Origin of the sequence: Actinomadura coerulea (assembly GCF_014208105.1) — a bacterium.
In the GTDB taxonomy this organism is placed as follows: Bacteria; Actinomycetota; Actinomycetes; order Streptosporangiales; family Streptosporangiaceae; genus Spirillospora; species Spirillospora coerulea.
Genome location: NZ_JACHMQ010000001.1, coordinates 4,796,466 through 4,810,581 on the forward strand (window position 1 = coordinate 4,796,466; position 14,116 = coordinate 4,810,581).

The following is a 14,116-nucleotide window of genomic DNA, read 5'->3' on the forward strand; positions in this document are numbered from 1 at the left end:
GCCCGGGGACGCTGAGCCTGCTCATCCTGCTGGTCCGGATACCTCCCGCGGAGTAGGCGCGCTGCCTCCTCAGGGCCGACGTGGCCCCGCGGGCCCATGACTTAACGTGCAGGAATGAGCACTTCGCCGCCGCGCTGGCCGCGGCCCGCCGCGTGGCCGGTGTGGGTCGTCCCGCTGCTGGTCGCGTTCCTCCAGGTCGGCGGGTCGCTGGGCGCGCAGGGCGACCGGCCGTCGGGAGGGCGGTCAGGCGGCCCGCCGTGGGAGCACGGGAGCGAGTCCCTCGGGCACACCGACCTGGACGCGTTCGGCTTCGCGCTGCTCCTCGCCGGGCCCGTCCTGCTGCTGCTCCGGCGCCGGCACCCGGTGTTCACGGTGTGCTCGACCGCGGCGGTGACCGCCCTGTACTTCCTGCGCGCCTACACCTACGGCCCGGCGCCGCTGGCCCTGGCCGTCGCGATGATGGCGGCCGTCGTCGCCGGGCACCGGCTGCTGGTCTGGGCGGGGACGGGCATCGGCCTCGCCGCGTTCTTCGGCCTCACCGCGCTGATCGGCGTCCCGGCCGCCGAGCGCGGCCAGGGCGGCGCGTTCCCGGTGGAGGAGCCGACGCTCGGCGGGTCGAGCTTCGTGGTCGGCTGGGCGCTGGTGGTGCTCGTCACCGCCGAGCTGATCCGGATGAGCCGGCAGCGCGCCGCCGAGACCGCCCGCACGCGCGCCGAGGAGGAGCGCCGCCAGGCCAGCGAGGAGCGGTTGCGGATGGCCCGCGAACTGCACGACGTGCTCGCGCACAACATCTCGATGATCAACGTGCAGGCGGGCGTGGCGCTGCACCTGATGGACGAGAACCCCGAGCAGGCGCGGACGGCGCTCGCCGCCATCAAGGACGCCAGCAAGGAGGCGCTCACCGAGATGCGCGGGGTGATCGGCGCGCTGCGGGCGCAGGGCGAGACCGCGCCCCGCGCCCCCACGGCCGGGCTGGACGGGCTCGACGACCTGCTGGCCCGCGCGCGGTCGGCGGGCCTGGACGTCGAGGCGGAGGTCACCGGGGAGCGGCGGCCGCTGCCCGCGGGCGCCGACCTGGCCGCGTTCCGCATCGTCCAGGAGTCGCTGACCAACGTGACCCGCCATGCCGGCCCCGGCCCGGTGACGGCGCGGGTCCGCATCGCCTACGGTGAGCACGAGATCGTGGTGGAGGTCGAGGACGACGGCCGGGGCGCGTCCCCGCTGGACGACCGGCCGGGCGGCAGCGGGATCCGCGGCATGCGCAAGCGGGCCGCCGCGCTCGGCGGCGCGTTCGAGGCCGGTCCGCGGCCCGCCGGCGGGTTCGCCGTGCGGGCGCGGCTGCCGCTGGACGCCGGCCCGGCCGGGCCCGAGGAGGACGCGCGATGATCAAGGTGCTGCTGGCCGACGACCAGGTGCTGGTGCGGGCCGGGTTCCGGGCGCTGCTGGACGCCCAGCCCGACATCGAGGTCGCCGGGGAGGCGGGCGACGGCGAGGAGGCGGTGGCGCTGGCCCGCCGGCTGCGTCCCGACGTCATCCTGATGGACATCCGCATGCCCGGCCTGGACGGCCTGGAGGCGACCCGGCGGATCGCCTCCGACGAGCGGCTGGACGGCGTGCACATCGTGATCCTCACCACGTTCGAGCTGGACGAGTACGTGTTCGAGGCGCTGCGCGGCGGGGCGAGCGGGTTCCTGGTCAAGGACACCGAGCCGGTGGAGCTGATCCACGCCGTCCGGGCCGTCGCGGACGGGGACGCGCTGCTGTCGCCCGGCGTGACCCGGCGGCTGATCTCCGAGTTCGCCGCGCGGGCCAAGGAGCCCGCGCCCTCGCCGCGCCTGAACGCGCTCACCGAGCGTGAGCGGGAGGTCATGGCGCTGGTCGGCGAGGGACTGTCGAACGAGGAGATCGCGGCCCGGCTCGTGGTGAGCCCCGCGACGGCCAAGACGCACGTCAGCCGTACGATGGTGAAGCTCGGGGCGCGCGACCGGGCGCAGCTCGTGGTGTTCGCCTACGAGTCGGGGCTGGTCAAACCGGGCTGGCTGCCCTAGAAATTTTACTCTGCGGGGATTCACTGTCCTCCCCCGCAGGACCATGACAGGGTGGACGGCACAGGCCGTCACCGACGTGAGGGAGTCCGGTGCCGCACGACGCGAGGATTCTGGCCGTCGACGACCGTGAGGAGAACCTCACCGCCCTCGCGGCCGTACTGGACGCGCTTCCGGTCGAGGTCGTGTCGGTCACCTCCGGCCAGGCCGCCCTGAAAGAGCTGCTGAACGACGACTTCGCGCTGATCCTGCTCGATGTCGTGATGCCGGAGATGGACGGGTTCGAGACGGCGGAGCACATCAAGGCCCGGCCGCGCACCCGGGACGTCCCGATCATCTTCCTCACCGCGGGCGGCGGCGCCGGGGAGCAGGCGTTCCGCGGCTACGCGGCCGGCGCGGTCGACTACCTCACCAAGCCGTTCGACCCGTGGCTGCTGCGCGCGAAGGTGTCGGTGTTCGTCGAGCTGCACCGCCGCAACCAGCAGCTCCAGCAGCAGGCCCGGCTGCTGCGCCAGACGCTGGAGGAGGGCGAGGGCGGGGCCACCCCGGCGGGGTGCGACCGGCTCCTGGCGGCCCTCGACCAGCGGGTCGCCCGTATCGAGGCGGACGTCGCCCGGCTGCGGTCCGGCGAGCCCGCCGACGAGCTGGACGCCCACGTCGCCGACCTGCGGACGGCGCTCGACGCCCTGGCCGCGGGCGGCTGAACCTCTCCCCTCCCTGACCGGGGCGGGGTTCCCGCGCCCATCGTCGGCTACTTTCCGTAGCCACGTCCGGCCCTCACGCCCACCGGGGCGGCCGACTCCCAAGAACATGATCTTGCAGGTCACCGAACTGGAATCTTTACCTTTGGTGACGCTTGTCCGGTTTGTCGCAAGTAAGTACTTGGGGGTAACTTGCACTCTGCGTCACACCAGTGACCCGCGTCACCGCGGTCCCCCCGGACCACGACCCCCCGGAGGCCCCCATGTCCCCCTCGCCCGACGCCGCGCCCGACGCCGCGACCGACGCCGCGCCCGGCCGCGTCCGCTGGAAGCGGTTCGCCGCGATCGCCGCCCCCGCCGTGGCCGGCGCGGGCGCCCTGGTCCTCATGACCGCGCAGGGCGCGGTCGCCTCCTCCTTCGCCGTCTCCGGCGGCAGCTTCAAGGTCAGCGCCGCCTCGCTGAGCGGGCAGGGCTTCGTCCAGTACGGCGGGGTCGACGAGAGCAAGGACGGCGCCAAGCACCCGGTGCAGGTCTCCGCCATCAGGTCCGCGCAGATCCGCGACATGTGCCAGTCGGTGAAGGTCGGCCCGTTCACCCTGCGGCTGACCGCCGGCACCGGAGACAAGCCCGTCGAGGCGAACGACCTCGTGCTGGACGTGGAGCAGCTCAACGCCGACGCCACGTTCTCCGGCATCGAGATCGGCCGGGACGCGAGCACCCTGGACAAGGGCCCGGACGGCGCCCGGGGCCCGGCCGGCATGTTCGGGCAGCAGGCGTCCACGGTCGAGCTCCGCAACGTCAGGCAGGTCGCGTGGGCGACCACCGCCGGGACCTTCAAGCTGAACGACCTCAGCATGAAGCTCGGCGCCGAGTGCTTCTGAGGCCATGAACTACTCCGCCCCCACCGCTCCCCGCGCGCCGCGCGGATTCCGCCGCTGGCGGCGGACACGCCCCTTCTGGGGAGGCGTGTTCGCCGTCCTCGGCGGCGTCGAGCTCGTCGCGATCCCGCTGGCCCCGATGCCGCTCATCGTCCACCAGGGCATGGCCGGGGTGGCGAGCTGGCTCATCGGCGCGCTGCTCGTCACCGCGGGTGTGCTGATGTGGCTCCAGCCCGCCCAGCGGAGCTTCTACGGCATCCTCGCGGTGCTGCTGTCGCTCGCGTCGTTCCTCACGTCCAACTTCGGCGGGTTCCTCGTCGGGATGCTGCTGGGCCTGCTGGGCGGCGCCCTCGGCTTCGCCTGGTCGCCCGCGCCGGACAGGCCCCGGCCGGGCGCGACGCCGCGGGACGGCCGCCCCGGGGTGCACGCGGCGCCGCGCGGCGGGCGGCTGACGGCCCTCGCGCTCCCGGCCGTCCTGGGGATTCACCTGCTCGCCCCGTCACCGTCGCCGTCCTCCTCGGCGACGCCCTCCCCCTCGGCGACGCCGTCCGCGAGCCAGGCGCCGTCCCCGCGGCCCAGCACCAGCGCGACCCCCGCGCCCGGCCCCACGCCCACCGCCACGCCGTCGCCGACCGCCACGCCCGCCCCGGCCAAGGACGCGGGCACCGGGCCGCGCCTCTACACCGACGCCGGGACGCTGCGCGCCGACTCGCTGACGATGTCGGGGCTCAGCTACGACGGCGTCGCCTCACTCCCCTCGGCGGGCGGGACCGTGAAGGCGCTGAAGTTCCGCATGTCCAAGGCCGTCCTGAAGAACGTCGATCAGACGGCCGCGCGCGGCGGCGCCACCGCCCGGACCCGCACCGGCAGCCTGACGCTGACCGGCGACGTCGTCATGTACACGACGAAGATGTCGTCCAAGCTGCTGGGAATCCCGGTGACCTTCACCCCGGCGGCGCCTCCGCCGCTGACGCCGCCCTCCATGGTGATGACGGACGTGGTCTCCGAGCAGCCCGCCGTCACCGCCGGCGGGGCGCAGATCGGCGGCCTCGCCTCCGGCTGACCGGGCGCGCCGCCCAGCGCGCCGGTGCCCAGCCTGCCGCGCAGGATGAAGGCGCCCAGCAGCACCGCCGCCACGACGAGGACGACCGCGACCGTGACGACCACCAGCGTCTTGCGGCGCTCCCCGCGACCGGCGGGCCGGTCGTGGACGGGCGGCGGCGGAGGCTGCTGCCAGTTCGTGTACTGCTGCGGCTGCTCCCACGGCGGAGGCGTCTGCGGCGGAAGGCTCGGATGCGGCTGCCGCACCGCCGGCAGCTGCACGGAAGGATGCTGCACCGACGGGTGCTGGGACGGAGGCTGCTGCACGGACGGGTGCTGGGACGGGGGCGGCGGCGCCCACTCCGGTTCCAGCAGCGTCCGCGGCTCCGGCTCCGGCCGAGGAGGGGCCGGCGGCGGCCCGTGCGAGGCGCCGCGGTCCTGGAACCGGGCCGGATCGCGGCGGGTCACCGGTTCCGGTTCGCCGAGGTCGTGGCGCGGCCCCTCCCGGCGGGCGCCGTCCCCCGCGTCCCGGCGCGTGACCGGGTCGAGGTCGTCGGGGTCGAGGACGGTCTCCGAGGCGCGGTCGGGCAGGTAGCGGACGGACGGCTCGTCCGTCATCGTCTCGTTCGCCCGCGACGGCACCGGCGGGGACGGCCGCGGCATGGCCGCGACCTGGGTGAGCAGCGGCAGCGCCTGCGCCGCCGTCATCCGGCCGAACGGCTCGCGCGCGAGCAGCCCCTCCAGCACCCGGCCGAGCGGCCCCGCGTTCCGCGCGGGCGGCACGGGCTCGGTCAGCGCGGCCTGCAGCGACGACATCGCGTCGGACCGCTCGTACGGGGAGCGGCCCTCCACGGCCGCGTACAGCGTGGCGCCGAGCGCCCACAGGTCGGACGCGGGGACCGCGCGCTCGCCCTGCACCCGCTCCGGCGCGATGTAGGCGGGCGACCCCATGACCAGGCCCGTCTGGGTGAGCGTCGAGTCGCCCTCCATCTGCGCGATGCCGAAGTCGGTGAGCACGGCCCGGCCGCTGTCGGTGACCAGCACGTTGCTGGGCTTGACGTCGCGGTGCAGGATGCCCTTCTGGTGGGCGTGCTGGAGCGCGCCGAGCATCTGCAGCCCGATGTCGGCGACCCGGCGGTGCTCCATCGTGCCGCGCTCGATGATGTCCTGCAGCGACGGGGCGAGGACCAGCTCCATCACGATCCAGGGCCGGTCCGACTCCTCGACGACGTCGTGGACCGTCACCACCCCGGAGTGGTTCAGCCGCGCCGACGCGCGGGCCTCGCGGAACGTCCGCTCGTACAGGACGGCGCGCTCCGACTCGCTCAGGCCGGGCGGGAGCACGACCTCCTTCACCGCGACCTCGCGGTCCAGCATGGTGTCGAAGGCGCGCCACACGGTGCCCATGCCGCCGCGGCCGACCACCGAGTCGAGCCGGTAGCGGTTACCGAGCAGACGTGCCTGTGCCATCTCTAGAAGGTCCCCCCACTGGTCATCCCACCCCGGAGGGCTGGAACGTGTCGAGCACATTGTTCACGAGTGCCTCGTTCTCGTTCCACTGGGAGGTGGGTACCGCCACCACGACGGCGAAGGGCCGGCCGTTCACCATCACGCCGCGGTCCCTCGCGCGCGTGCCGCCCGAGCGGGACCAGGTGAACTCGATGTCGGCCGCGGGACGCCCGGCGACGGTCGTGCGGGTGATCTCTCCGATCCGCTGGAAGCCCTGGAGCTTGCCGTCGGCGATGGCCTCCCGCTCCCAGGTGACCCAGTGCTCGTAGGGGTCGCCGGACCACACCGTCCGGTCGACCTGCACGTAGGCGCTGGACGCGGGGTCGGTCCAGATGACGCTGTTGCCCTGGAGCGAGCGCCGCCACCCGCGCGGGACCGCGATCGTGAAGCCGCTCTCGCGCGCGGGGACGAGCCCGGGGGGGACCGGCCGCCTGCTCGCGCTCGGCGAGGGGGCGGGGTCGTCCGAGGCCACGGTCGGCGTGCTCGGCGGGGTGGACGTCGTCTGCCCGGCGGCCTGCGGCGCCTGCGACCTCTCCGGCCCTCGGGCCGAGGAGTCCTCGGGCCAGAGGGCGAACGCGGCGATCGCCAGGACCGCCGCCGCCACGACGACGCCGGCGAGGACCGGCAGCACCGGTGACTTCCCGCGCGGCGGCGCGGCGGGCGAATGCCCCTGCGTCCACTGCGTGCCCGCTCCGTGCGGGTAGTGATCCGTCGATTCGGGCGGGACGGGCACCGGAACGGACGCCTGCGCGGGCGGCTGCGCCGATGCGGACGATCCGCCGGAGGGGAGCGTCGCGGTCCAGGTGGCGCCGGCGGCCGCGGCGGCGGCCTCGTTCGCGGCGATCTGCGCGGCGGCCGCGTCCGCGGCGTGCCCGGAGGCGACCGCCTTCAGCGCCGCCTCGGCCCGGTCCCCGGTCATCCGCCGGACGGGGTCGCGTTCCAGCAGGCCGGTGATGACGGGCGCCAGCGGCCCCGCGTTCTTCGGCGGCGGGACGTCCTGCGTCATCACGGCGGCGAGGACCGCCATCGCGTCGCTGCGGTGGTGCGGCGCCCTGCCCTCCGTCGCCGCGTAGAGGGTGGCGCCGAGCGCCCACAGGTCGGACGCGGGGATCGCCGGATCGCCGTTCACCCGCTCCGGGGACATGTACGCGGGCGACCCCATGATCAGCCCGGTGCCGGTGAGGGTGGCGTCGCCCGCCACCTGCGCGATGCCGAAGTCGGTGAGCACGGCCCGGTCGTCGCCGGTGACCAGCACGTTCGCCGGCTTGACATCGCGGTGCAGGACGCCGATCGCGTGCGCCGCCCGCAGCGCCCCCGCGATCTGCGCGCCGATCGTCGCGACCCGTCCGGGCGGGAGCGGGCCGTCCTCCTCGACGACCTCCTGGAGGGAGCGGGCCCGCACCAGCTCCATGACGATCCACGGCCGGCCGTCCTCGTCCACGACGTCGTGTACGGTCACGACGCCCGGATGGTTCAGCCTGGCCGAGGCGCGGGCCTCGCGCAGCGTCCGGCGGTGCCGGTTCTCGCGCTCCTCGTCGCTCAGGCCGGCGGGCAGCACGACCTCCTTGACCGCGACCTCGCGGTGGAGGGTCTCGTCGGTGGCGCGCCACACGGTGCCCATGCCGCCGCGTCCGACGACCGATTCGAGCCGGTACCGACCGGCCAGCAGCCGCCCCTCCATCAGGCGTCCGCGGGCTTGAAGAACCGGTAGACCGGCTGGAGTTCGGAGTACACCTCGTCCCAGTCGCCGTCAGGGGCCCGGAGCAGGATCGCGTAGCCGTGCCCCTTCGTCACGAACCCTCGGTTGAGGATGTGCACCCGGCCTCCGTCGCCGTCGTAGGTGAACTCCCAGTCCGCCGACTTGTCGCCGTTCCCGGTGTCGGGCACCGGCGGGTGGTTGCCGGTCGCGGCGATCCTGAGCTTCTCGTAGCCGGGCCAGCCGGAGCCGCCCCGCTCCTGCCGCCGCCAGTCGTCGATCGCGCTCGGGCCGGGGTCGTCGGTCTGGTCGATCTGGATGTAGGTCTTGCGTCCGGGGGCGTAGAAGAAGTCGCCGCCGTTCTTGCGCTCGGGTCCCTTCCAGTCCTTGGGGACGGGAACGGAGTAGCCGCTGCGGTCGTCGTGCGTCCTGAACCCGGCGGGGAGCGCCGGGCTCGGGTTCTTCGACTTGACCGGGGAGGACGAGGACGCCTTCCCCGTGACCGGCGGCGTCGAGGCGCTCTTCTTCGCGCCCTTCCCGTCGTCGTCGCCGCCGCTGCTGGCCAGCGCGATCCCCGCGATGACGAGGATGACGAGCAGCACCACCCCGGCGATGACCAGCACGTTGCGGTTGGACGCGAGCGCCGGCCGTCCGGCGGAGGGGTGGTGGGTCGTCGGCGGGAAGTGGGTGTCCGGCCCGGGCTCGGGGCCCCGGCTCGGAGCCGTGACCCGCCCGGCGGGCTGGGTGCCGGGGCCCGGCCGCCACGAGCGGACCCGGTCGGAGTCGGGCGCGGTCTCGGCGGGGTTCGCGGTCTCCGGCGCGCTCGGCGCGCCCCTCGGGAGGTCGAAGCTGGTGAGCTGGTCGGGCCGGGCGCCGGCGTCCGCCGGGCGGGGCGACTCGCCCGGGGCCTCCGGCATGGTCGTCTGCGTGCCCGGCGCCTCGTCGACCGGGTACTCGACGGCCATCGTCCGCTGCGTGTCGATGGTCTCCTGCCGGACGATGTCGTCCAGCATCCGGCCGGCCTCGATCGCGTCCATCCGCTGGTCGGGGTTCTTGCGCAGCAGGCCCTCGATGACCGGGACGAGCCGGCCGCCCTTCTCCGGCGGGTCGGGCTCGTCGGAGATCACCGCGACCAGCGCGGCCATCGGCTCGGGGCGCTCGAACGGCGACTTGCCGTGCAGCATCGCGTACAGGGTGACGCCCAGCGACCACAGGTCGGAGGCGGGGCCGGCGACGCGGCCGCGGGCCCGCTCCGGCGCGATGTAGGCGGGCGAGCCCATGACGAGCCCGGTCTGGGTGAGGGTGGCGTCGCCCGAGGCGGTCGCGATCCCGAAGTCGGTGAGCACGGCGCGCTCGCCCATCCGCCCCGTGCCGGTGATCAGCACGTTGCTCGGCTTGACGTCGCGGTGCAGCACCCCGGCCTCGTGCGCGGCGTGCAGCGCGGCGAGCATCTGCCGGGCGATCTCCGCGGCGCGGCGCGCCTCCATCGGCCCGTCCTGCTTGATCACCTGGTCCAGGGAGCGCGCCTTGATGAGCTCCATGATGATCCAGGGGCGGTCGTCCTCCTCGACGACGTCGTAGACGGCGACGACGCCGGGGTGGCTGAGCCTGGCCGCGGTGCGGGCCTCACGGAACGTGCGCTTGTGGTGCACGGCGCGTTCCTCATCGGTGAGACCATGCGGGAGGATGACCTCCTTCACCGCAACGTCACGACCGAGGACCTCATCGTGCGCCTGCCAGACCGTCCCCATGCCGCCTCGGCCGACCTGGGTCACCAGGCGGTAGCGGCGGGCGAGCAACCGCTCACCGGTGGGTTCATTTGGCATATCCGCGACCATATCGACTTTTGCTGACAACCTTGGACTGAGAGTGCAAGCCACATCCCCTTACCCGTACGACGCCCGAGATCACCGCGTGGTTCGCCGCGGGACGGGCGCGCGGGGACGGAGACGTGATCGACGTGCGACCCGGTAGGAAGGGGACCATGACCGAGCAGGGCCAGCAGCGCGGCCTGCGGGGCGAGTGGGGGCGGCTGATCCAGGCCGCGCCGACGATCTTCTTCTGGTACACCCGACTCTCCGGGATCCTGTCGCTGCTCGCATGGGTCTCCTATGGTCTCATCCTTGAGATAGCCGATATCTGGGCGTTGCGATGGATCGGTTATCTCGGCTGGTTCCCGAGCGTCCCGATCGGCCTGCTGTGGATGCTGCTGTCGATGGGCGTCCGGCGGCGCAAGAAGGCCGCGTGGCGGATCCTCGTCCTGATCTTCTGCCTCCCCACCGCGCTCGGCGTCACCGCCGTCCTGACGACGCTGTTCAACCCGGACAAGCCCACCCCCGTCGGTCTGATCGTCACCGCCGCCGTGTACCTGGCGGTGCTCGGCCTGCTGATCTCCGCGCGCGGCCAGTTCACCACCCTGCCCGACCGGGCCAACAGGCGCCTCGCCACCGTCGTGTTCACCAGCCTCCTGATCGTGACCTGCGGGATCGGGACGTTCCTGGTCACCCTGACCGACCGCAACTCGCGCGGCGACTTCTGGACGCACCCGCTCTACGCGGTCTCCCAGACCGTCCTCGGGCCGCGCGTCACCGGCAAGCCGATCGACGTGTCGGTGCCGTTCTGGGTCGACGTGATCCTGTGGGTGCTCGGCACCGGACTGATGATCGCCACGTTCTGGGCGCTGTTCCGGCCGGGGCGGCGCGACCCCGTCCTCAGCCCCCCGGAGGAACTGGCGGCGCGCGCGCTGCTCGCCGAGTACGGCGACCAGGACTCCCTCGGCTACTTCGCGCTGCGCCGCGACAAGGACGTCATCGTCGCGCCGAACGGTAAGGCCGCCATCGCCTACCGGGTGGAGGGTTCGGTCTCCCTGGCCAGCGGCGACCCGCTCGGCGACCCCGAGTCGTGGGACCAGGCGATCGAGGCGTGGCTCGGCGAGTGCCGCGCGCACGCCTGGATCCCCGGCGCGGTCAGCGTCGGCGAGCGCGCCGCCCGCATCTACAAGCGGCACGGCTTCGACGCGCTGGAACTCGGCGACGAGGCCATCGTCGACCTCACCGACTTCAACCTGGACGGACGGGAGATGCGGCAGGTCCGCCAGGCCGTCCGGCGCGTCGAGCGGGCCGGGTACACCGTGCGGATCCGCCGCCACTCGCAGATCCCCGGCTGGGAGATGGCCAAGCTCATCCGCAGCGCCGACGCCTGGCGCGGCGAGGAGACCGAGCGCGGCTTCTCCATGGCGCTCGGCCGGCTCGGCGACCCCACCGACGGGCGCTGCGTCATGGTCGAGGCGTTCGACGCCCACGGGGAGCTGCGCGGCCTGCTCAGCTTCGTCCCCTGGGGCCGGGCGGGGCTGTCGCTCGACCTGATGCGCCGCGACCGGCTCGCCGAGAACGGCCTCAACGAGTACATGGTCGCCAAGCTCGCCGAGAAGGCCGCCGCGGTCGGCGCGCAGCAGCTGTCGCTGAACTTCGCGATGCTGCGCTCGGCGTTCGAGCGCGGCTCCCAGATCGGCGCGGGACCCGTCGCCCGGCTCTACTACCGGTTCCTGTCGTTCGCGTCGAAGTTCTGGCAGCTGGAGTCGCTGTACCTGTCGAACGCCAAGTACATGCCCGACTGGCGTCCCCGCTTCATCTGCTACGAGCACGGGAGGCACCTCGTCCGGCTGGGCCTCGCCTACGCCCGCGCCGAGGGGTTCCTGCCGAGCCTGAACCGTCCCAAGCTGGACCGGGCCGCGTCGATGGTCCCGTCCGACGAGCTCGTCGACAAGATCAAGGAGATCGAGGAGGCCGCGGAGGCGGCCCGCGCCCCGCAGCGCCGGCTGTCGGAGCAGGAGCGGGTCCGGCACGCCAAGCTCGACCAGATCCGCGCCGCCGGGATGGAGCCGTACGCGCTCGGCTGCAGGCGCACCGACGTCGCCTCCGGCATCCGGGAGCGGCATCCCGGCCTCGCCCCCGACACCCGCACCGGCGACTCCGTCGCGATCGCCGGGCGGGTCGTCCTCGCCCGCGAGCACGGCCGGCTGATCTTCGTCACGCTGCGGGACGAGACCGGCGACCTCCAGGTCATGCTGACCGCCGACGCCCTCGGCGAGGACTCGCTGCGCCTGTGGAAGTCGCTCATCGACCTCGGCGACCAGGTCGGGGTGCGGGGAGAGGTCGTGACGTCCCGGCGCGGGGAGCTCTCGGTGCTGGCGTCCTCGTGGACGCTCGCCGCCAAGTGCCTGCACCCGCTGCCGAACAAGAGCACCGGGCTGTCGGACCCGGAGGCCCGCGTCCGGCAGCGGTACGTGGACTTCATCGTCAACGACGAGTCCCGCCGGATGCTGCGGATGCGCGGCGACGCCGTCGCCGCCGTCCGGGACGGCCTGCGCGCCCGCGGCTACCTGGAGGTCGAGACGCCGATGCTCCAGCCGGTGCACGGCGGCGCCACCGCCCGCCCGTTCACCACCCGCATCAACGCCTACAACATGCAGCTCTACCTGCGGATCGCGCCGGAGCTGTACCTCAAGCGCCTCCTGGTCGGCGGCGCCGGCCGCGTCTTCGAGCTGAACCGCAGCTTCCGCAACGAGGGCGTCTCGCAGCGGCACAACCCCGAGTTCACGATGCTGGAAGCCTACGAGCCCTACGGCGACTACGACACCATGGCCGAGCTGACCCGCTCCCTCGTCGTCGACGCGGCCCGCGCCGCCCTCGGCACCACGGTCGTCGTCCGGGACGGCGTCGAGTACGACCTCGCCGAACCGTGGCAGGAGATCACCGTCTACGAGTCGGTGTCCAAGGCGCTCGGCGAGGAGATCGCCCCGGGCACCCCGCCGGAGCGGGTCCACGCGTTCGCCGAGCGGGCGGGCCTGAACTTCGACCCGCAGTGGGGGCAGGGCAAGGTCGTCCAGGAGCTGTTCGAGGCGCTGGTCGAGGAGCACCTGGCGGCGCCGACGTTCGTCCGCGACTACCCGGCCGAGACGTCCCCGCTGACCCGCCCCCACCGCGACGACCCGCGCCTGGCCGAGAAGTGGGACCTCATCGTCTTCGGCCTCGAACTCGGCACCGCCTACTCCGAGCTGATCGACCCGATCCTCCAGCGGCAGCGGCTGACCGAGCAGTCGCTCCAGGCCGCGGGCGGCGACCCGGAGGCCATGGAGCTGGACGAGGACTTCCTGCGCGCCCTGGAGTACGCGATGCCGCCCGCGGGCGGCATGGGCATGGGCATCGACCGGCTGCTGATCACGCTGACGGGCCGCAGCATCCGCGAGACGATCCCGTTCCCGCTGGTGCGCCCCGGCTCCTAGAGGCTGCGCGGGACGGGCCGGAACCCCTGCGCCGCGAGCCACGCCCGCGCCGCTCCACGCCTGGCGTCCTCTCCCTCCGGCAGGACGCCCGGCGGAACGGGCAGCCCCTCCGCCTCATCGACCGGAAGCACGTCTCCCCGCTCGGGGTCGAGCACCTGGAAGCCGTCCTCCATCGCCGCGGCCACCGCCCCCAGGTCGACGGGAAGCGCAGCCAGCCCGGTCGGGGCCCCCACCCCGAGGGCGGCGGCGAGCTCGTCCGCCAGCTCCGCGTCGCCGGGCAGGCCGCGCTCGTTCAACTCCTCCAGGCACGCGAGGGCGAGGGGCCGCGCGTCGCGCCCCCGCGCCAGGGCGGCGACGAGCACGTCCCCGGCGTACTGGAGCACGGGAGCCAGCGGACGCCCCCGGAGCAGCTCGGCGTCCCCGAACCCCCGGTGCGCGGCCGCCCGCAACCGCGCCAGCGCCTCATCGCCCCATTCCGTCACGCCCACATTTGTACAGACAACCTCTGACACGCGCTCCATTCACCGGCCGCGCTTGTCCTCCACGTGCACGACCGCGAGTTCCCGGCCGTCCTGATCGCGCTTGGAGCGGCCGAGAAGGCCCACGGTCAGATCGGACGCGCCGTCCCCGGTCTCTTCGGGCGCGACATAGGTGAGGATGTCGTTGTGGTGCCCGTACACGGCCCATCCCGGCGCCTGGTCGAGATCGATCGTCCCGAAGTCGCCCGCCGGAGTGCCCCCGTGTACGGGTCCGTACTCGCGCAGCAACTCCACCGCCTGCGCGCTCAGGTCGTCCCCCGGCTCCATGAGAATGACGCACGTGCCGTTCTCGAACAGCACCCACGACTTCTCGTCGCCCTGAATGACGTCCCGCCAAACCTGGACCAGTTCCTCGGTGAGCATGCGCCAGATTCTGCCGAGACCCCCCGACATTCGCACTCCGATTACGCACCACCCCGGTTC

Annotated in this window: 10 protein-coding genes and 1 pseudogene; 6 read left to right on the forward strand and 5 right to left on the reverse strand. The window is 73.7% G+C overall.

Features of this window, described 5'->3' with window-relative positions; translation table 11 throughout:
- Positions 1–114: 114 nt before the first annotated feature.
- The 5 genes and pseudogenes from BKA00_RS22025 to BKA00_RS39145 form a co-directional block, all read left to right on the forward strand.
- Entirely contained in the window at positions 115–1,386 is a 1,272-nt protein-coding gene (locus BKA00_RS22025) for a sensor histidine kinase (RefSeq protein ID WP_185027838.1), read from the forward strand.
- On the forward strand, positions 1,383–2,048 hold the full coding sequence (locus tag BKA00_RS22030) for a response regulator (protein ID WP_185027840.1): 666 nt from the start codon (positions 1,383–1,385) through the stop codon (positions 2,046–2,048). The genes BKA00_RS22025 and BKA00_RS22030 overlap by 4 nt, the downstream gene beginning before the upstream one ends.
- An 89-nt stretch (positions 2,049–2,137) precedes the next feature.
- The gene (locus BKA00_RS22035) at positions 2,138–2,749 is read left to right on the forward strand and encodes a response regulator (protein ID WP_185027842.1); all 612 of its coding nucleotides are present in this window, start codon (positions 2,138–2,140) and stop codon (positions 2,747–2,749) included.
- 260 nt (positions 2,750–3,009) lie between these two features.
- Positions 3,010–3,627, forward strand: coding sequence for a DUF6230 family protein (locus BKA00_RS22040; protein ID WP_185027844.1), 618 nt, complete (start codon positions 3,010–3,012; stop codon positions 3,625–3,627).
- 4 nt (positions 3,628–3,631) lie between these two features.
- Positions 3,632–3,979: pseudogene (locus tag BKA00_RS39145) on the forward strand (DUF6114 domain-containing protein); the annotation flags it as partial.
- Positions 3,980–4,446: 467 nt separating this feature from the next.
- On the opposite strand, the gene BKA00_RS22045 reads toward BKA00_RS39145, so the two are convergent.
- The 3 genes from BKA00_RS22045 to BKA00_RS22055 are packed head-to-tail and all read right to left on the reverse strand — an operon-like array spanning position 4,447 to position 9,696.
- Entirely contained in the window at positions 4,447–6,135 is a 1,689-nt protein-coding gene (locus BKA00_RS22045; RefSeq protein ID WP_185027846.1) for a serine/threonine-protein kinase, read from the reverse strand.
- A gap of 22 nt (positions 6,136–6,157) precedes the next feature.
- Positions 6,158–7,855 (reverse strand): serine/threonine-protein kinase, encoded by a 1,698-nt coding sequence (locus BKA00_RS22050; protein WP_185027848.1) that lies wholly within the window; start codon positions 7,853–7,855, stop codon positions 6,158–6,160.
- On the reverse strand, positions 7,855–9,696 hold the full coding sequence (locus BKA00_RS22055; protein ID WP_230298657.1) for a protein kinase domain-containing protein: 1,842 nt from the start codon (positions 9,694–9,696) through the stop codon (positions 7,855–7,857). Before BKA00_RS22055 ends, BKA00_RS22050 begins: the two co-directional genes overlap by 1 nt.
- 158 nt (positions 9,697–9,854) lie before the next feature.
- On the opposite strand from BKA00_RS22055, the gene lysX reads away from it, so the two are divergent.
- Positions 9,855–13,154: a bifunctional lysylphosphatidylglycerol synthetase/lysine--tRNA ligase LysX gene (lysX, locus tag BKA00_RS22060; protein ID WP_185027852.1), complete on the forward strand. Its 3,300-nt coding sequence runs from the start codon at positions 9,855–9,857 to the stop codon at positions 13,152–13,154.
- On the opposite strand, the gene BKA00_RS22065 is transcribed toward lysX, so the two are convergent.
- Together BKA00_RS22065 and BKA00_RS22070 are read right to left on the reverse strand one after the other, a co-directional pair.
- The gene (locus BKA00_RS22065; RefSeq protein WP_185027854.1) at positions 13,151–13,636 is read right to left on the reverse strand and encodes a hypothetical protein; all 486 of its coding nucleotides are present in this window, start codon (positions 13,634–13,636) and stop codon (positions 13,151–13,153) included. The two genes, lysX and BKA00_RS22065, sit on opposite strands and share 4 nt — an antisense overlap.
- Positions 13,637–13,675: 39 nt before the next feature.
- Positions 13,676–14,056 carry a hypothetical protein gene (locus BKA00_RS22070; RefSeq protein ID WP_185027857.1) on the reverse strand — a complete coding sequence of 127 codons (381 nt, stop codon included), beginning with the start codon at positions 14,054–14,056 and terminating at the stop codon, positions 13,676–13,678.
- Positions 14,057–14,116 lie beyond the last annotated feature (60 nt).

Bases quoted from the DNA above. Each gene is read 5' to 3' on its own strand.
- BKA00_RS22030 (WP_185027840.1), top strand. From the start codon at position 1,383: ATGATCAAGGTGCTGCTGGCCGACGACCAGGTGCTGGTGCGGGCCGGG.
- BKA00_RS22050 (WP_185027848.1), bottom strand. From the start codon at position 7,855: ATGGAGGGGCGGCTGCTGGCCGGTCGGTACCGGCTCGAATCGGTCGTC.
- BKA00_RS22045 (WP_185027846.1), bottom strand. From the start codon at position 6,135: ATGGCACAGGCACGTCTGCTCGGTAACCGCTACCGGCTCGACTCGGTG.
- BKA00_RS22055 (WP_230298657.1), bottom strand. From the start codon at position 9,696: ATGCCAAATGAACCCACCGGTGAGCGGTTGCTCGCCCGCCGCTACCGC.
- BKA00_RS22070 (WP_185027857.1), bottom strand. From the start codon at position 14,056: ATGCTCACCGAGGAACTGGTCCAGGTTTGGCGGGACGTCATTCAGGGC.
- BKA00_RS22040 (WP_185027844.1), top strand. From the start codon at position 3,010: ATGTCCCCCTCGCCCGACGCCGCGCCCGACGCCGCGACCGACGCCGCG.
- BKA00_RS22025 (WP_185027838.1), top strand. From the start codon at position 115: ATGAGCACTTCGCCGCCGCGCTGGCCGCGGCCCGCCGCGTGGCCGGTG.
- lysX (WP_185027852.1), top strand. From the start codon at position 9,855: ATGACCGAGCAGGGCCAGCAGCGCGGCCTGCGGGGCGAGTGGGGGCGG.